This window comes from Streptomyces sp. NPDC034099, from assembly GCF_055575415.1.
In genome coordinates, this window is the sequence record NZ_JBVISR010000013.1 from 1 (window position 1) to 18,496 (window position 18,496).

Consider the following 18,496-nt stretch of genomic DNA (forward strand, 5'->3'; position numbering starts at 1 on the left):
GGTTACATTTCGAACCCGGAAGCTAAGCCTTACAGCGCCGATGGTACTGCAGGGGGGACCCTGTGGGAGAGTAGGACGCCGCCGAACAATTATTGAAAGGGCTGGTCCAGGAACTTCGGTTCCTGGACCAGCCCTTTTTTGTTTTCCGTCACTTCGAGTTCACGTTGCGCCCCGACCATCCCACATATGGGTACTGCAGCAATGCTCAGGGCCGCCGGCGTGGGCGTCGGCGACGAGGTCGTCGTACCTGCCTTCGGGAACGTGGAAGTCGCCGAAGCCGTGGCCCTGGTGGGCGCGTTGCCGGTCTTCGCCGACATAGATCCGGCGACGTACTGTCTGGACGCCTCTGTGGTGGAGGCCGCGCTGACGCCTCGGACCGCCGCCGTCGTCGTCGTGCATCGGTTCGGGCGGCCGGCGGACATGGGCTCTCTGCACCGGATCGGGCAGCGGCACGGGCTGCTCGTGCTGGAGCAGGGCGAGTCCGAGGTGCCGTACGAGGAGATAGCGCGGCGCAGACAGCGGGCGGCCTATCTCGACGGGAAGTTGAGGGGTGTTCGGACCCCCGACGGAGGTGACGGGCACACCTATCAGCAGTATGTGGTGCGGGTGCCGGGGAACGGGCGGCCGGACCGTGACGCGTTCGCCCGCGCCGTGCGGGGCAGGGGAGTCGAGTGCCGGGTGCCGGTGAAGACGCCCGTGCACCGGATGCCCGGATTCCGGCGGTGTGTGTCCCTGCCGGAGACGGAGCGGGCCGTCGACGAGACCCTTGCACTGCCGGTTGAAGCGGCGTTGACCAAGCGGGACATGCAGCGCATCGTGTCCGCCTGCAATGCCCTCGGTGGGCTGCTGCAACCCGCCTACTGAGAGAAGGTCCTTGGTTGGGAGCAGCGGCTTGTTCGGGGTATGATCTATTCCGTTGCCGCGGGGGAAACCTCGAAAAGCGACAGGCCCCTATAGCTCAGTCGGTAGAGCGTCTCCATGGTAAGGAGAAGGTCAACGGTTCGATTCCGTTTGGGGGCTCCAGCACGAAGGCCCCGCCCGAATGGGCGGGGCCTTTCGCATGTCCGGGGCCGGACGCCGGGCCAAGTCCCGGGGCCCGCAGGCTAGTCCGCCTGGGGCTCCGGGACACGCATCGCGAGAATCGCCATGTCGTCGGACGGGGCGTCGGACGCGAAGCGCTCCACCGCGCGCATGATGCGGGCCGCTACCGCGCCGGCCGTCAGGCCCGTGCAGGTCGTGAGGACGTCGGCGAGGCCGTCGTCGCCCAGCATGCGGGTGCCCTCACGGCGTTCGGTGACGCCGTCGGTGACGCAGAGCAGGACGTCGCCCGGGTCGAGGGTGACCGTCTGCTCGTACAGCTCCAGGTCCTCGATGACGCCGAGGAGGGGCTGCGGTTCGGCGGCCGGCTCCACCGTGCCGTCCTGGCGCAGGCGGAGCGGGAGCGGGTGGCCGGCGCAGACCACCTTCAGCTCCGCGCTGCCGTCCTCCTGCGGGCGCATCTCGCCGTACAGCAGGGTGAGGAAGCGGCTGCGGGCGCCCTCGTCGAGGATGGCGGAGTTGAGGCGCTCCAGGACCGCCGGGCCGCTCAGGCCCTCGCGGGCGAGCAGGCGCAGGGCGTGCCGGGCGAGACCCGTGACCGCGGCCGCGTTGGGGCCCGTACCGCAGACGTCGCCGATGGCGAAGCCGTACGCGTCGTCGCTGATGGGGAAGAGGTCGTAGAAGTCGCCGCCGACCTCGTTGCCCTCGCCGGCCGCGCGGTAGATGACCTCGACCTCGACGCCGTCGATGACGGGCAGCTCCGGGGGCAGGAGGCTGCGCTGGAGGGACTGGCTGATGGCCGTGCGCTCCGAGTACAGCCGGGCGTTGTCCAGGGCCAGGGCGGCCCGGCGGGACAGGTCCTCGGCGAGTTCGAGGATCTCCTGGCGGAAGTGGTCGTCGGTGGGCTTGCCCAGGGTGAGCATGCCGATGACGCGGTTGCGGGCGACCAGCGGCAGGACGACGGTCTCGCCGCCGACCGCGGAAGCCGTGGCGAGGGTCGGGCCGATGCCGGTGCTCATCGGCTGGGAGGCGCCGCCGCTGAGGCCGAGGTCGCGCATGGAGGAGCGCAGCGCCGCCTGGTGGGCCATCTCGGCGGGGGCCGTCCACACCCGGGCACCCGGGGTGGGGACCGGGTCGGGCGGGGCGATCTTCGACAGCAGGGACTTGATGCCGTCGATGAGCTCCTCGTCCTCGTGCAGGACGTACGAGAGGTACGGGTCCGAGGCCTGGTCGGCGATCGTGTAGACGGCGCACCAGGTGGCCAGCGTGGGGACCGTCATCTGGGCCATCAGGGCCAGCGTCTGGTCGCGGTCCAGGGTGCCGGCGAGGAGGTCGGAGGCCTCGACGAGGAAGCTGAGCGAGCCGCGGCGCAGCCGCTCCAGCTCGCCGAGGCGCGCCGACTCCACGGCCAGCGCGATGCGGTCGGCCGCGAACTGGAGTCGCAGTGCCTCCTCGTTGGAGTACCGGCCGGGAGCCTCGGCGGCGACGCCGAGGGAGCCGGTGAGGCGGCCCTCGACCTTGAGGGGGACGGTGACGACCGAGCGCATGCCCGTGCTGTTGAGCAGCGGGACCGCGCCGGGGACGGACTCGAGGTCGTCGTGGACGGCGGGCATGCGCGCCGAGCCGTAGCGGCCGGGACCGGCCTCGACGGGGACGCGGGCGAAACGCTGGCGGGCGGAGGGCAGTCCGGTGGAGGCGCGGACCTCCAGCTCCGTCTCGTCGTCGGTCGCCAGGAGCAGGAAGGCGGCGTCGGCGTCGAGCATGTCGCGGGCGCGTTCGACCGTGCGCTGGAGGAGCCCGTCGAGGTCGTCCGGGGCGGGGGAGCCGATGAACACCTCGAAGGGGTCCGCGCTCTGGCCCTCGGAGGACGCGGAGTCGGAGGCCGGCAGGCGCAACGGGGTCTGCAGCACCGCGCGTTCGTGGTCGCGGACGAGGAGGCAGACCGTGGAGGGCTCGCCGTCGGCGTCGCGGACGCGCAGGTGGGAGGCGTAGACGGGGGTGACCCGGCCGTTGGCGCCCCGCATGCCGTAGCTGCCCTCCCAGCGGGAGAGCTGGAGTGCCTCGGCGATACCGGTGCTGGTGCCGGGGGTGTGCGGCCAGGCGGCGAGGTCGGTCAGGGGCTTGCCGGTGACCTGGTCGGCGGCGTAGCCGAAGAGCTCCTCCGCGTCCTCGTTCCACGAGGTGACCGCGCCGGTGCGGTCGATCTGGACGACGGCGACGCGGACCCGGCCGTCGGCGAGCGGCAGGAGGGCGGCCGGGAGGGACGGGCCGGCCGCGCGGGTGCCGACCTGGCGCTCGGGCAGATGGAGGTGGAACCAGACGTTCTTCAGTGTGGGCGTGTACTCCACGCCCCAGCGGTCGGCCAGGGCCGCGCACAGCTGGAGGCCGCGTCCGCCCTCGCGGTCCGGGCTGCCCATGTCGGCGGGGGAGCCCTGGAGGGGGACCTCGCGTTCCGGATAGTGGTCGGCGACCTCGATGCGTACGCCGTCGTCGCTGCGCAGGCACAGGACGTCGGCGGTGGTGCCGGCGTGGACCACGGCATTGGTCACCAGTTCGCTGGTGAGCACCACGGCGTCGTCGACGATGTCGGCATGGCCCCAGCCCTGGAGCGTGTCGCGGACGAAGGACCGGGCGCTCGCCACGGATCGTCCGACGGGCTCGAAGCTGGCGGCCGCGCGCGCGGTGATCACAGAACTCCTCGACCCTCTCTCCCCGTGCACGGCCGCATGGCCGACCGGCTCGTGCCGCTGCTGCGGCAGTCCACCCGTCGGCCCGGAATCCGGGGGCTGCTCCCCCGGGATCAGTCCGGTGGTCATTCCGGCCGCCCCTCCGATGCCCGCTCGTCTCCGTGCCACCGCCCAGACCGGACGGACCGGTTTGGCTGGACAGCCGTATGCAAGGTTACTTACCTTCGCCGTCCATCCGGATGCCGGTCTGCAGTGTTTCGCCCAGAGGGTGTGCGGACGATGTGCGAAGCTGCCGAACTGTTATGGCCTGGTTCGGCCGGGGTGAAACACTGGGCAAGCTGCTTGTGAAGGTCCGGGCAGGTGAATGCGCGCCGAGCCGGATGGGCAGCAGCCCTGGAAGCGGTCCGGCGCGCCGGGTCGGACCGCCGGGCAGTACGGGAAACAAGCGGCAGAAACCGGTCCGCCGAGTGTGGGCGGCCGGGCACAGCGGTATCGGTCGACCCCTGCGGGAGGGACACAGTGGAGTCTGGCGCAGCGACGCGGGCCACGAAGACGCGCGCGAAAGGCGGACAGTCCCTGAGTAACCAGGGCAAATCGCGGGGTGGCGGCGCGCGGAGCGGCAGTACGACGGTGGACACGGCCGCGCTGAACCGGCTGCTCGCGGCGCTGGTGTCCATGCGCGAGGGGAATTTCCGCCGGCGGCTCACGGTGTCCGGCGACGGCGTGATGTCGGAGATCGCGGCGGTCTTCAACGAGGTGGCCGACCGCAATCTGCACCTCACGGGTGAGCTGGCGCGGGTGCGGCGCGTGGTCGGACGTGAGGGAAAACTCACGGAACGGCTGGAGACCGGGGCCTGCGAGGGGTCCTGGGCGGCCGCGATCGACCACTCGAACGCGCTGGTGGACGATCTCGTACGGCCCGTGTCCGAGGTCAGCCGGGTGCTGTCGGCGGTGGCGGACGGTGATCTGTCGCCGCGCATGGAGCTGCGCACGCAGAACGACGAGGGCACCGGGCAGCCGCTGCGCGGTGAGTTCCTGAAGGTCGGCCGGACCGTGAACAACCTGGTCGACCAGTTGTCGACGTTCACGGACGAGGTCACGCGGGTGGCCAGCGAGGTCGGCACCGAGGGCAAGCTGGGCGGTCAGGCCCGGGTGCGGGGCATGTCCGGGTCCTGGAAGGACCTGACGGACTCCGTCAACACGATGGCGTACCGGCTCACCGCCCAGGTGCGGGACATCGCGCTGGTCACGACGGCGGTGGCCAAGGGCGACCTGTCCCGGAAGGTCACGGTGCACGTGGCCGGGGAGATGCTGGAGCTGAAGAACACCGTCAACACGATGGTGGACCAGCTCTCCGCGTTTTCGTCCGAGGTGACGCGCGTCGCCCGCGAGGTGGGCACCGAGGGCGCCCTGGGCGGGCAGGCGCAGGTGCCCGGCGTGGCCGGGGTGTGGAAGGAGCTGACCGACTCCGTCAACACCATGGCCGGGAACCTGACGGCCCAGGTGCGGGAGATCTCCCACGTGACGACGGCGGTGGCCAACGGCGACCTGTCGAAGAAGGTGACGGTCCCGGCCCGGGGCGAGGTCGCGCAGCTCGCCGAGACGATCAACCAGATGACCGAGACGCTGCGGATCTTCGCGGACGAGGTCACGCGCGTGGCCAACGAGACCGGTGGCGAGGGGCAGCTGGGCGGCCAGGCGAACGTGCCGGGCGCGGCCGGTATCTGGAAGGACCTGACGGACTCCGTCAACACCGTCTTCCGGAACCTGACCACCCAGGTGCGGGACATCGCCGCGGTGACGACCGCCGTGGCCAGCGGCGACCTGTCGCAGAAGGTCACGGTGGACGTGGCCGGGGAGATGCTGGAGCTGAAGAACACCGTCAACACGATGGTGGACCAGCTCTCCGCCTTCGGTGCCGAGGTCACGCGGGTGGCCCGTGAGGTCGGCGTCGAGGGCGAGCTGGGCGGGCAGGCGCAGGTGCCGGGGGCGGCGGGGACGTGGAAGGACCTGACGGACTCCGTCAACACCGCGTTCCGCAACCTCACCGGTCAGGTGAGGAACATCGCCCAGGTGACGACGGCGGTGGCCAACGGCGACCTGTCGCAGAAGGTCACCGTGGACGTCTCCGGGGAGATGCTCCAGCTGAAGAACACCGTGAACACCATGGTGGACCAGCTCTCCAGCTTCGCCGACCAGGTCACGCGGATGGCCCGGGACGTGGGCACGGAGGGCCGCCTCGGCGGTCAGGCCCGGGTCGACGGTGTGTCGGGCACCTGGAAGGAGCTGACGGACTCCGTCAACTCCATGGCCGGCAATCTCACCTCCCAGGTGCGCAACATCGCGCAGGTGACGACGGCGGTGGCGCGCGGTGACCTGTCCCAGAAGATCGACGTCGACGCGCGCGGCGAGATCCTGGAGCTGAAGAACACCATCAACACGATGGTCGACCAGCTCTCCAGCTTCGCCGAGCAGGTCACCCGGGTCGCCCGTGAGGTGGGTACGGAGGGCCGCCTCGGCGGTCAGGCGCAGGTGCCCGGCGTCGCCGGTGTGTGGCGTGACCTGACCGACTCGGTGAACGGCATGGCCGGCAACCTCACCGCGCAGGTGCGCAACATCGCGCAGGTCGCGACGGCGGTGGCGCGCGGTGACCTGTCCCAGAAGATCACCGTGGACGCGCGCGGGGAGATTCTGGAGCTGAAGAACACCCTGAACACGATGGTGGACCAGCTGTCGTCGTTCGCCCAGGAGGTCACGCGCGTCGCGCGCGAGGTGGGCACCGAGGGCATCCTCGGCGGTCAGGCCGAGGTGCAGGGCGTCTCCGGCACCTGGAAGGACCTCACGCAGTCCGTGAACGGCATGGCCAACAACCTGACCATGCAGGTCCGCAACATCGCCGAGGTCACGACGGCCGTCGCCAAGGGCGACCTGTCGAAGAAGATCACCGTCGACGCCAAGGGCGAGATCCTCGAGCTGGTCACCACCGTCAACACGATGGTCGACCAGCTGTCGTCCTTCGCCGAGCAGGTCACCCGGGTGGCCCGTGAGGTGGGCACGGAGGGCATCCTGGGCGGCCAGGCGAGCGTGCCCGGTGTCGTGGGCATCTGGAAGGACCTCAACGACAACGTCAACCTGATGGCCAAGAACCTCACCGTTCAGGTGCGGAACATCTCCCAGGTGGCCGCGGCCGTCGCCAACGGTGACCTGACGCGGACGGTGACGATCGAGGCCCGCGGCGAGGTCGCGCAGCTCGCCGACACCTTCAACACCATGGTGCGGACGCTGCGGTCCTTCGCCGACCAGGTGACCAAGGTGGCCCGCGAGGTGGGCACCGACGGCATCCTCGGCGGCCAGGCGCAGGTTCCGGGGGTGGCCGGCACCTGGAAGGACCTCACCGAGTCGGTGAACCAGATGGCCTCCAACCTGACCGGTCAGGTGCGCAACATCGCCATGGTCACCACGGCCATCGCCAAGGGCGACCTGACCAAGAAGATCGACATCGACGCGCGCGGCGAGATCCTGGAGCTGAAGACGACCATCAACACGATGGTCGACCAGCTGTCGTCCTTCGCCGAGGAGGTCACCCGCGTGGCCCGCGAGGTGGGCACCGAGGGCCAGCTCGGCGGTCAGGCACGCGTGCGTGACGTCGACGGCACCTGGCGGGACCTGACCGAGTCCGTGAACGAGATGGCCGGGAACCTCACCCGGCAGGTGCGTGCCATCGCGCGCGTGGCGACCGCGGTGACGCGCGGCGACCTGAACCTGAAGATCGACGTGGACGCCTCGGGCGAGATCTCCGAGCTGCAGGACTACATCAACAAGATGATCGCCAACCTGCGCGACACCACGATCGCCAACAAGGAGCAGGACTGGCTCAAGGGCAACCTGGCCCGGATCTCCGCGCTGATGCAGGGGCGCCGGGACCTCCAGGACGTGGCCTCGCTGATCATGAGCGAGCTGACCCCCGTCGTCTCCGCCCAGCACGGGGCGTTCTTCCTCGCGATGCCCCTGGTCGACGGCCAGGAGCAGGCGGGTGCCGAGGGCGACGCGTACGAGCTGCGCATGCTCGGGTCGTACGGCTACTCGATGGGCTCCATGCCCACCTCGTTCCGGCCGGGGGAGGCGCTGGTCGGCACGGCCGCCGAGGAGAAGCGCACGATCCTGGTGGAGAACGCGCCGAGCGGCTACCTGAAGATCTCCTCCGGGCTCGGGGAGGCCCCGCCCGCGCAGGTGATCGTCCTGCCGGTGCTGTTCGAGGGGCAGGTGCTCGGCGTCATCGAGCTGGCGTCCTTCACCCCGTTCACGCAGATCCAGAAGGACTTCCTCAACCAGATCGCCGAGATGATCGCGACGAGCGTCAACACCATCTCCGTCAACACCAAGACGGAGGTGCTGCTGAGCCAGTCGCAGGAGCTGACCGAGCAACTGCGTGAACGGTCGGAGGAGTTGGAGCAGCGGCAGAAGGCGCTCCAGTCGTCCAACGCCGAACTGGAGGAGAAGGCCGAGCTGCTGGCGCAGCAGAACCGCGACATCGAGGTGAAGAACACCGAGATCGAGGAGGCCCGGCAGGTCCTGGAGGAGCGCGCCGAGCAGCTCGCGGTCTCGATGCGCTACAAGAGCGAGTTCCTGGCCAACATGTCGCACGAGCTGCGTACGCCGCTCAACTCGCTGCTGATCCTGGCCAAGCTGCTCGCCGACAACGCCGACGCGAACCTCACCCCGAAGCAGGTCGAGTTCGCCGAGACGATCCACGGTGCGGGCTCCGACCTGCTCCAGCTGATCAACGACATCCTCGACCTGTCGAAGGTGGAGGCGGGCAAGATGGACGTCTCCCCGACGCGCATCGCGCTCGTCCAGCTCGTCGACTACGTGGAGGCCACCTTCCGGCCGTTGACCGCGGAGAAGGGCCTGGACCTGTCGGTGCGGGTGTCGCCCGAGCTGCCCGCCACGCTGCACACCGACGAGCAGCGGCTGCTCCAGGTGCTGCGCAACCTGCTGTCCAACGCCGTGAAGTTCACCGACTCGGGCGCCGTCGAGCTGGTCATCCGGCCGGCCCGGGACGACATTCCGCAGGCCATCCGGGAGCAGTTGCTGGAAGCCGGTGCGATGTCCGACCCGGACGCGGAGCTGATCGCGTTCTCCGTGAGCGACACCGGCATCGGGATCGCGGCGAGCAAGATGCGGGTGATCTTCGAGGCGTTCAAGCAGGCCGACGGCACCACCAGCCGCAAGTACGGCGGTACGGGCCTCGGGCTGTCGATCTCGAGGGAGATCGCGCAGCTGCTCGGCGGTGAGATCCACGCGCAGAGCGAGCCGGGCCGCGGGTCGACGTTCACGCTCTACCTGCCGCTGCACCCGAGCGAGCTGCCCCCGCACGGCTACCAGCAGCCGCTGCCCTCCGTGGAGGCCGGTGAGCTGTCGGCGTCCTCGGGTGGTGCGGGCGAGCTGTCGGACGCGGAGTTCGAGGCCCCGGCCGAGACGACGTCGTACCAGGACTCGCAGAACGGCCGGGCGGCGCTGTTCCGGCGCCGGCACAAGTCGGCCGCGAAGACCGAGGACCGGCCCGAGCCGCGGGAGCGGCAGCAGGGAGCCGGGCAGGAGCCGGCACCGCATGCGAGCCGGGGCATCCGGTTCGGCGGGCAGAAGGTGCTGATCGTCGACGACGACATCCGCAACGTCTTCGCCCTCACCAGCGTCCTGGAGCAGCACGGCCTGTCCGTGCTGTACGCCGAGAACGGGCGCGAGGGCATCGAGGTCCTGGAGCAGCACGAGGACGTGGCGGTCGTCCTGATGGACATCATGATGCCGGAGATGGACGGATACGCGACGACCACGGCGATCCGTCGGATGCCCCAGTTCGCCGGTCTGCCGATCATCGCGCTGACCGCGAAGGCGATGAAGGGCGACCGGGAGAAGGCGATCGAGTCCGGCGCGTCCGACTACGTGACGAAGCCGGTCGACCCCGACCACCTGCTGACGGTGATGCGGCAGTGGATGCGCGATGAGTGAGCGCGGGAAGCGGCCGGTACGTTCGGACACCGGGCCCGTAGTACGTTCGGGCACGGTGTCCTCGTACGTACGGGCACCTTCCGTGCGGTCCGCTCGGGCGGTGTGCGAACGTGGGGTGTGTGTAAACGGCGGGAACCTTCGGAGTTCACGCGGGGTCGCTGACTCAGCGTGCCCGAAGCCGTGTAGGAGTACGGGATTCGGGGAACCTTCTGGTCCCCCGCCGCGTTTCTGCTACGAGCACAGTGACATCACGGTGACAGGGTGTGGCGACAGGCGGGGTGCGGCTACGATGACCGGCACAAGGACGGACGGCGCAAGGGAGCCGTCCCCCGGGGCGGCACCCGCCGGTGCCGTGCCAAGTCCTGTGGACAGGGGAGGCCCCACGCCGGGGCGAGGAGGGCGGGCCATGGTGCAGAAGGCCAAGATCCTCCTGGTCGATGACCGGCCGGAGAATCTGCTTGCGCTGGAGGCGATCCTCTCGGCGCTCGATCAGACGCTGGTGCGGGCATCGTCCGGGGAGGAAGCGCTCAAAGCACTGCTCACGGACGACTTCGCGGTCATTCTGCTGGACGTCCAGATGCCGGGCATGGACGGTTTCGAGACCGCCGCGCACATCAAGCGACGGGAGCGGACCCGGGACATCCCGATCATCTTCCTCACCGCGATCAACCACGGCCCGCACCACACCTTCCGCGGGTACGCGGCGGGCGCGGTGGACTACATCTCCAAGCCGTTCGACCCCTGGGTGCTGCGCGCCAAGGTCTCGGTCTTCGTCGAGCTGTACATGAAGAACTGCCAGCTGCGCGAGCAGGCGGCGCTGCTGCGGCTCCAGTTGGAGGGCAACGGCAAGGCCGAGGCCGGCGAGACCAAGGAGCCGGCGGGACTGCTCGCCGAGCTGTCGGCACGGCTGGCGGCCGTGGAGGAGCAGGCGGAGGCGCTGTCCAAGCAGCTCGGCGACGAGTCGACGGACGCGGCGGCGGTGGCGACGGCCGCCCACCTGGAGCGCAAGCTCACCGGGCTGCGGCGGGCGCTGGACGCCCTGGAACCGGGCTCGTCCGGAGGCCAGGCCGCCGTCAACTGACGCCGCGCGTGCGCCCAGTGCCGGGCGTCTCGCCGGGGCGGTCCGCGTGGCCGTCCGTGACGCGGCCTGTGAGACGGTCTGTGAGGACTTGTCAGGGACTGTAGTGGAACGGTCAGTTCCGCCCGTGCGCCTGGGCGACACGAACGGGTGAAGCGGTAGGCACACGTGTCGACCGCCGTCTCCCCCGGTAACCTCACACCCATGGCCTCACGTCCCTCCGCAGCCAAGAAGCAGCCCGCGAAGAAGGCGGCCGCTCCCGCGAAGGGTCCCGCCAAGAAGGCCGCCGCGAAGAAGGCCCCCGCGAAAAGGGCCCCCGCCAAGAAGGCCGTGGCGAAGAAGCCCGCGCCCAAACCGGCTCCGAGTCCCACCGGAGGCGTCTACCGACTGGTGCGCGCGCTCTGGCTGGGCCTCGCGCACGGAGTGGGCGCCGTCTTCCGCGGCATAGGGCAGGGCGCCAAGAACCTCGACCCGGCCCACCGCAAGGACGGCGTCGCCCTGCTGCTGCTCGGCGTCGCGCTGATCGTCGCCGCGGGCACCTGGGCCGACCTCAAGGGCCCCGTCGGCGACCTCGTCGAGATCCTCGTGACCGGCGCCTTCGGCCGCCTCGACCTGCTGGTGCCGATCCTGCTCGGCGCCATCGCCGTACGCCTGATCCGGCACCCCGAGAAGCCCGAGGCCAACGGACGGATCGTGATCGGCCTGTCCGCGCTCGTCATCGGCGTGCTCGGCCAGGTGCACATCGCCTGCGGCTCACCGGCCCGCAGCGAGGGCATGCAGGCCATAAGGGACGCCGGCGGCCTCATCGGCTGGGGCGCGGCGACCCCGCTGTCGTACACGATGACCGACGTGCTGGCCGTGCCGCTGCTCGTGCTGCTCACCGTCTTCGGGCTGCTCGTCGTCACGGCCACCCCGGTCAACGCGATCCCGCAGCGGCTGCGGCAGCTCGGGGTGCGGCTCGGCGTGGTCGACGACCCGCAGGCGGACGCGTTCACGGACGACGAACGCTACGACGAGCAGTGGCGCGAGGCGCTGCCCGCCCGGCCCCGCAAGCGCGGGGCACCGGCCGCCGCCGAGCCCTACGACCCCGACGCGGCCGAGCAGGAGGCGCTCGGCCGGCGCCGCGGCAGGCCCCGGCGGTCCGCCGTGCCCCAGCCCGAGATGAACCGTCCGATGGACGCCGTGGACGTCGCCGCGGCCGCCGCCGCCGCGCTCGACGGCGCCGTACTGCACGGGATGCCGCCCTCGCCGCTGGTCGCCGACCTCACCCAGGGCGTGAGCACGGGGGACCGCGAGTCCACGACCCCGACGCCCACGCCCGTGCCCGCCGCGCGGCCGCAGCCGGGGAAGCTCAAGAAGGACGCCGCCGAGGCGCCCGGACGGGAACCGGCGGGCGGCGCGGTCCCCGACCTCACCAAGACGCCGCTGCCCAAGGAACGGGACCTGCCGCCGCGCGCCGAGCAGCTCCAGCTCTCCGGCGACATCACCTACGCGCTGCCCGCCCTCGACCTCCTCACGCGCGGCGGCCCCGGCAAGTCGCGCAGCGCCGCCAACGACGCCATAGTGGCCTCGCTGACCACCGTCTTCACCGAGTTCAAGGTCGACGCCGCCGTCACCGGCTTCACCCGCGGCCCGACGGTCACGCGGTACGAGGTCGAGCTGGGCCCCGCCGTGAAGGTCGAGCGGATCACCGCGCTGACCAAGAACATCGCGTACGCCGTCGCCAGCCCCGACGTGCGGATCATCAGCCCGATCCCCGGCAAGTCCGCGGTCGGCATCGAGATCCCCAACACCGACCGGGAGATGGTCAACCTCGGCGACGTGCTGCGCCTCGCCGAGTCCGCCGAGGACGACGACCCGATGCTGGTGGCCTTCGGCAAGGACGTCGAGGGCGGCTACGTCATGCACTCGCTGGCGAAGATGCCGCACATGCTGGTCGCCGGCGCCACCGGCTCCGGCAAGTCGTCCTGCATCAACTGCCTGATCACCTCGATCATGATGCGGGCGACCCCGGAGGACGTCCGGATGATCCTGGTCGACCCCAAGCGCGTCGAGCTGACCGCGTACGAGGGCATCCCGCACCTGATCACGCCGATCATCACCAACCCCAAGCGGGCCGCCGAGGCGCTCCAGTGGGTCGTGCGCGAGATGGACCTGCGCTACGACGACCTCGCCGCCTACGGCTACCGGCACATCGACGACTTCAACCGCGCGGTGCGCGAGGGCAAGGTCAAGCCGCCCGAGGGCAGCGAGCGCGAACTCCAGCCGTACCCGTACCTGCTGGTGATCGTGGACGAGCTGGCCGACCTGATGATGGTCGCGCCGCGCGACGTCGAGGACGCGATCGTGCGGATCACGCAGCTCGCGCGCGCGGCCGGCATCCACCTGGTGCTCGCCACCCAGCGGCCGTCCGTGGACGTCGTCACCGGTCTGATCAAGGCCAACGTGCCCTCGCGGCTCGCCTTCGCCACCTCCTCGCTCGCCGACTCCCGGGTCATCCTCGACCAGCCCGGCGCCGAGAAGCTGATCGGCAAGGGCGACGGTCTCTTCCTGCCGATGGGCGCGAACAAGCCGACCCGTATGCAGGGCGCGTTCGTGACCGAGGAGGAGGTCGCCGTCGTCGTCCAGCACTGCAAGGACCAGATGGCGCCGGTCTTCCGGGACGACGTCACCGTCGGGACCAAGCAGAAGAAGGAGATCGACGAGGACATCGGCGACGACCTCGACCTGCTGTGCCAGGCGGCCGAGCTGGTCGTCTCCACGCAGTTCGGGTCGACGTCGATGCTCCAGCGCAAGCTGCGCGTCGGCTTCGCCAAGGCCGGGCGGCTGATGGACCTGATGGAGTCGCGGAGCATCGTCGGGCCGAGCGAAGGCTCGAAGGCTCGTGACGTTCTTGTGAAGCCTGACGAGCTGGACGGCGTGCTCGCGCTGATCCGGGGGGAGTCTGAAGGGTAGGGCCGGGTAAGCGAAGGGTTACGCCCGACGGAGGTCACGACGGCCGGGCGGCCGATCGTGACTCACCCGTTAGGGATCATTGAGCAACCGTTTCCCCAGGCCCTACGTCAAGTTGAGGGAAGTGACAAACAGGTAGTCCACCATCGGGGTGCCGGGCCATTCCGATGGCGTAAAGGTCGTACCGCCCGGTTGCCCCACCCGTTTGCACCCCCCCTAGACTGAACGCCCAGCACAGGCGGCTAAACGCTCGAAAGGCGCCCCCGTGTCCAACGGCAACTCCCCCGAAGACGAGCGTCCGATCGAAGACATGTCCCGCGACGCCCCTGCAGACGTTCCCGAGGAAGCCCGCCCCTCGGTGGGCCGCGCCCTGCAGCAGGCCCGGATCGCCGCCGGGCTGACCGTCGACGACATCACCACCGCCACCCGGGTCCGCATCGCCATCGTGCACGCCATCGAGGCGGACGACTTCGCGCCCTGCGGCGGCGACGTCTACGCGCGCGGTCACATCCGCACCCTGGCCAAGGCCGTCGGCCTCGACCCGGCCGAACTGCTCGAGCGGTTCGACGCCGAGCACGGCGGGCGCCCGGAGCCGACCCCCGCCGCGCCCCTGTTCGAGGCGGAACGCATCCGTCCGGAGCGGCGCGGACCCAACTGGACGGCCGCCATGGTCGCCGCGATCGTCGCGGTGATCGGTTTCGTGGGCTTCACCTTCGTCAAGGGCGGTGACGACGGCGGCAACGAGGCGAGCGTCGCCGAGGGGGCCCAGCCGTCGTCCGGCGAGTCCGCCTCGTCGAGCGGCAAGCCCGACAAGCCCGACCCCAAGCCGGAACCGAGCGACAGCGCCATCGCCGCCGCGCCCGCGGACAAGGTGACCGTCAAGGTCAGCGCCACCGAGGGCCGCAGCTGGATCTCCGCCCAGGACCACAACGGCCGGCTGCTCTTCGACGGACTGCTGAAGCAGGGCGACTCCAAGACCTTCCAGGACAACGAGAAGGTCAAGCTCGTCCTCGGTGACGCCGGAGCCATCCAGCTCTACGTCAACGGCAAGAAGATCGAGGACGACTTCCGGCCCGGCGCCGTCGAGCGCCTCACGTACACGAAGGGCGACCCGCAGGTCGGATAGGGGACGCGGGGAACGAGTCGGGACGGGGTTGGCCGGGATCGGCCAACCCCGTCGACATGGGCTGTCGGCGGGACGAAGTAGTCTTGAGCCCATGCCTGAAAGCCGTACCGTCGCACTCGTCACCCTTGGCTGCGCCCGTAACGAGGTGGACTCGGAGGAGCTCGCAGGCCGTCTGGAGGCGGACGGCTGGAAGCTCGTCGACGACGCCGAGGAAGCGGACGTCGCCGTCGTGAACACGTGCGGCTTCGTCGAGGCCGCCAAGAAGGACTCCGTGGACGCCCTCCTGGAGGCCAACGACCTCAAGGGCCACGGAAGAACGCAGGCCGTCGTGGCGGTGGGCTGCATGGCCGAGCGGTACGGCAAGGAACTGGCCGACGCCCTCCCGGAGGCCGACGGCGTCCTCGGCTTCGACGACTACGCCGACATCTCCGACCGCCTGCAGACCATCCTGAACGGCGGCATCCACGCCGCCCACACCCCGCGCGACCGGCGCAAGCTGCTGCCGATCAGCCCCGCCGAGCGGCAGGAGGCCGGGGCCGCGGTCGCCCTGCCGGGACACGGCCCGACCGACCTGCCCGAGGGCGTCGCCCCCGCCTCCGGGCCGCGCGCGCCCCTGCGCCGCCGGCTGGACGGCTCCCCGGTCGCCTCCGTGAAGCTGGCCTCCGGCTGCGACCGGCGCTGCTCCTTCTGCGCCATCCCGTCCTTCCGCGGCTCCTTCATCTCGCGCCGCCCCAGCGACGTGCTGAACGAGACGCGGTGGCTGGCCGAGCAGGGCGTCAAGGAGATCATGCTGGTCTCCGAGAACAACACCTCCTACGGCAAGGACCTCGGCGACATCCGGCTCCTGGAGTCGCTGCTGCCGAACCTCGCCGACGTCGACGGCATCGAGCGGGTGCGGGTCAGCTACCTCCAGCCGGCCGAGATGCGCCCCGGTCTGATCGACGTGCTGACCTCCACCGAGAAGGTCGTGCCCTACTTCGACCTCTCCTTCCAGCACTCCGCGCCGAACGTGCTGCGCGCGATGCGCCGCTTCGGCGACACCGACCGCTTCCTGGAGCTCCTGGACACCATCCGGAGCAAGGCGCCCGAGGCGGGCGTCCGCTCCAACTTCATCGTCGGTTTCCCCGGCGAGTCCGAGGCCGACCTCGCCGAGCTGGAGCGGTTCCTGAACCACGCCCGGCTGGACGCCATCGGCGTCTTCGGGTACTCCGACGAGGAGGGCACCGAGGCGGCCACCTACGGCGACAAGCTGGACGAGGACGTCGTCGCCGAGCGGCTGGCACGTGTCTCCCGCCTGGCGGAGGAACTGGTCTCGCAGCGGGCCGACGAGCGCGTCGGCGCGACCGTGCGGGTACTCGTCGAGTCCGTGGCGTCCGCCGACGACGGGGACGGTGTCCGCGGCCGCGCGGAGCACCAGGCCCCGGAGACCGACGGCCAGGTGCTGCTCACGAGCGGCGAAGGCCTGCGTGTCGGTCGTATGGTCGACGCGAAGGTGGTCGGTACGGAGGGTGTCGACCTGGTGGCCGAACCGCTGCTGGGCTCGCCCGAGTGGAGTGAGGAGGCCGGCAGATGACCGGAGTCCCGGCGTCCGCGGCGGGCGGCTCCTCCAGTGCGCGCAGGACCGGCCCGCGCGGCGCCTCGGGCGCGGCGCAGGAGCCGGGCGAGTGTACGGGCCTGGGGAGCGTCGTGGACCGGGGCACGGCGGAACGGGGCGCGACCGAGGGCGGTGCGGCCGGGCGCGGTGGCAAGATCGCGGCCGCGGCCGTCAACCAGGCGAGCGTCTGGAACGTCGCCAACCTGCTGACGATGCTCCGGCTGCTCCTCGTGCCGGCCTTCGTCGCGCTGATGCTCGGCAACGGCGGGTACGACCCGGCCTGGCGCTCCTTCGCCTGGGCCGCTTTCGCCGTCGCCATGATCACCGACCTCTTCGACGGGCATCTGGCGCGCACCTACAACCTGGTCACCGACTTCGGGAAGATCGCCGACCCCATCGCCGACAAGGCGATCATGGGCGCGGCGCTCATCTGCCTGTCCGCGCTGGGCGACCTGCCGTGGTGGGTGACGGCCGTCATCCTCGGCCGGGAAGTCGGTGTCACCGTCCTGCGTTTCGTGGTCATCCGGTACGGCGTCATCCCCGCGAGCCGGGGCGGCAAGCTCAAGACGCTCACCCAGGGCATCGCCGTCGGCATGTACGTCCTGGCGCTGACGGGGCCCCTGGCCACCCTGAGGTTCTGGGTGATGGCCGCGGCGGTCGTCCTGACGGTGGCGACCGGACTGGACTATGTGAAGCAGGCCATTGTGCTGCGCCGCCGGGGAATCGCCGAACGCAGAGCGGCGTTGAAGGGGACGGAAGCTTGAGTTCCACGGCCGCCGACGTGGTGCGACTACTCACGGTCAGGGGCGAGACCCTCGCGGTCGCCGAGTCGCTGACCGGTGGAATGGTCGCTGCCGCGCTCACGGCGGTCCCGGGAGCGTCCAAGGCCTTCCGGGGCTCCGTCACCGCCTATGCGACGGAACTGAAGCAGGAGCTGCTCGGCGTCGACGGCGGGCTCCTCGCGGCGCGCGGAGCCGTGGACCCGCAGGTCGCCGCCCAGATGGCGGCAGGCGTACGCACGGCGCTGGGTGCCGACTGGGGCATCGCGACGACGGGCGTCGCCGGCCCGGACCCACAGGACGGGCAACCTGTGGGGACTGTCTTCGTGGCCGTGGACGGGCCTTCCGGGGCCGGGCAGGGTTGCACCGATGGCGGAAAAGTGGAGGCGCTGCGGTTGAACGGCGACCGCGCGGAAATTCGTATGGAGAGTGTACGGAGCGTACTCGCGCTTCTTCTGAGGGAGCTTGCGAGCGAACAGACCGGGAATGAGCGGGCACAGGATACGGAACGGAACGGGGGGTTTTGATGTTTGCAGCCCTGAGTGAACACGACATCGCTCCCCGCACGGCCGCGGCGCGAGGCGGTACGGTGGGGCGTGAAGGATGCGGTTACACGGTCCGAGGAGGGAGCCACCGATGATTCTGCTCCGTCGCCTGCTGGGTGACGTGCTGCGTCGGCAGCGCCAACGCCAGGGCCGTACTCTGCGCGAAGTCTCCTCGTCCGCCCGAGTGTCACTCGGCTATCTCTCCGAGGTGGAGCGGGGGCAGAAGGAGGCTTCTTCCGAGCTGCTCTCCGCCATCTGCGACGCGCTGGACGTACGGATGTCCGAGCTCATGCGGGAAGTGAGCGACGAACTCGCCCTCGCCGAGCTGGCCCGGTCCGCTGCGGCGACACCCAGCGAGACCGTACCGGCACCGGTGCGCCCGATGCTGGGTTCCGTCTCGGTGACCGGCGTGCCACCGGAGCGGGTGACCATCAAGGCGCCCGCCGAGGCAGTGGACGTCGTCGCCGCCTGAGCGCCCGAGAACGTGTGCGTGTGAGGCCCCGGCCGGGGTCGCTCCGGGAGACCGGAGGGACGCGGCCGGGGTTTTCGCATGCCCCGGCGCGTCCCCGGGTGCGGGGGCGTCCGCAGGAGCGTGGGCGCCGCCGGCGGGGCGGGCGCCCCGTTTGCCGGTCCGTGGGGGTGCGGTCATCGTGGAAGGAGATGGCCGGGGGGCGAACCGACGGAGGCG

10 protein-coding genes, 1 tRNA gene and 1 rRNA gene are annotated in these 18,496 nt (G+C 70.6%); 11 read left to right on the forward strand and 1 reads right to left on the reverse strand.

Annotated elements, in window-relative coordinates; genetic code table 11:
- From rrf to ACZ56V_RS30870, 3 genes are all read left to right on the forward strand, one after another.
- Positions 1-87 (forward strand): 5S ribosomal RNA (gene rrf, locus ACZ56V_RS30860); the annotation flags it as partial.
- A gap of 114 nt (positions 88-201) precedes the next feature.
- Positions 202-864 carry a DegT/DnrJ/EryC1/StrS family aminotransferase gene (locus tag ACZ56V_RS30865; protein ID WP_356362836.1) on the forward strand — a complete coding sequence of 221 codons (663 nt, stop codon included), beginning with the start codon at positions 202-204 and terminating at the stop codon, positions 862-864.
- An 83-nt stretch (positions 865-947) separates the two neighbouring features.
- Positions 948-1,023: transfer RNA gene (locus ACZ56V_RS30870), tRNA-Thr, on the forward strand.
- Between the two features lie 80 nt (positions 1,024-1,103).
- Here the strand turns inward: ACZ56V_RS30870 and ACZ56V_RS30875 are convergent.
- Positions 1,104-3,854 carry a SpoIIE family protein phosphatase gene (locus tag ACZ56V_RS30875; protein ID WP_398915274.1) on the reverse strand — a complete coding sequence of 917 codons (2,751 nt, stop codon included), beginning with the start codon at positions 3,852-3,854 and terminating at the stop codon, positions 1,104-1,106.
- Between the two features lie 390 nt (positions 3,855-4,244).
- Here ACZ56V_RS30875 and ACZ56V_RS30880 point away from each other — a divergent pair, with 390 nt between their 5' ends.
- The 8 genes from ACZ56V_RS30880 to ACZ56V_RS30915 all read left to right on the forward strand — a co-directional run bounded on the left by ACZ56V_RS30880 (position 4,245) and on the right by ACZ56V_RS30915 (position 18,280).
- Positions 4,245-9,734 carry a HAMP domain-containing protein gene (locus ACZ56V_RS30880; RefSeq protein ID WP_468946856.1) on the forward strand — a complete coding sequence of 1,830 codons (5,490 nt, stop codon included), beginning with the start codon at positions 4,245-4,247 and terminating at the stop codon, positions 9,732-9,734.
- Between the two features lie 406 nt (positions 9,735-10,140).
- Positions 10,141-10,815, forward strand: coding sequence for a response regulator (locus ACZ56V_RS30885; RefSeq protein ID WP_356362614.1), 675 nt, complete (start codon positions 10,141-10,143; stop codon positions 10,813-10,815).
- A gap of 201 nt (positions 10,816-11,016) precedes the next feature.
- Positions 11,017-13,767 (forward strand): DNA translocase FtsK, encoded by a 2,751-nt coding sequence (locus ACZ56V_RS30890; RefSeq protein WP_468946859.1) that lies wholly within the window; start codon positions 11,017-11,019, stop codon positions 13,765-13,767.
- A gap of 262 nt (positions 13,768-14,029) precedes the next feature.
- The gene (locus ACZ56V_RS30895) at positions 14,030-14,890 is read left to right on the forward strand and encodes a helix-turn-helix domain-containing protein (RefSeq protein WP_356362618.1); all 861 of its coding nucleotides are present in this window, start codon (positions 14,030-14,032) and stop codon (positions 14,888-14,890) included.
- Positions 14,891-14,981: 91 nt separating this feature from the next.
- Positions 14,982-16,463 (forward strand): 30S ribosomal protein S12 methylthiotransferase RimO, encoded by a 1,482-nt coding sequence (gene rimO / locus ACZ56V_RS30900; RefSeq protein WP_356362620.1) that lies wholly within the window; start codon positions 14,982-14,984, stop codon positions 16,461-16,463.
- On the forward strand, positions 16,460-17,248 hold the full coding sequence (pgsA, locus tag ACZ56V_RS30905; RefSeq protein WP_468946864.1) for a CDP-diacylglycerol--glycerol-3-phosphate 3-phosphatidyltransferase: 789 nt from the start codon (positions 16,460-16,462) through the stop codon (positions 17,246-17,248). Before rimO ends, pgsA begins: the two co-directional genes overlap by 4 nt.
- Positions 17,245-17,790, forward strand: coding sequence for a CinA family protein (locus ACZ56V_RS30910; RefSeq protein ID WP_356362624.1), 546 nt, complete (start codon positions 17,245-17,247; stop codon positions 17,788-17,790). Before pgsA ends, ACZ56V_RS30910 begins: the two co-directional genes overlap by 4 nt.
- Before the next feature lie 109 nt (positions 17,791-17,899).
- Entirely contained in the window at positions 17,900-18,280 is a 381-nt protein-coding gene (locus tag ACZ56V_RS30915; RefSeq protein WP_003973269.1) for a helix-turn-helix domain-containing protein, read from the forward strand.
- Positions 18,281-18,496: the final 216 nt, after the last annotated feature.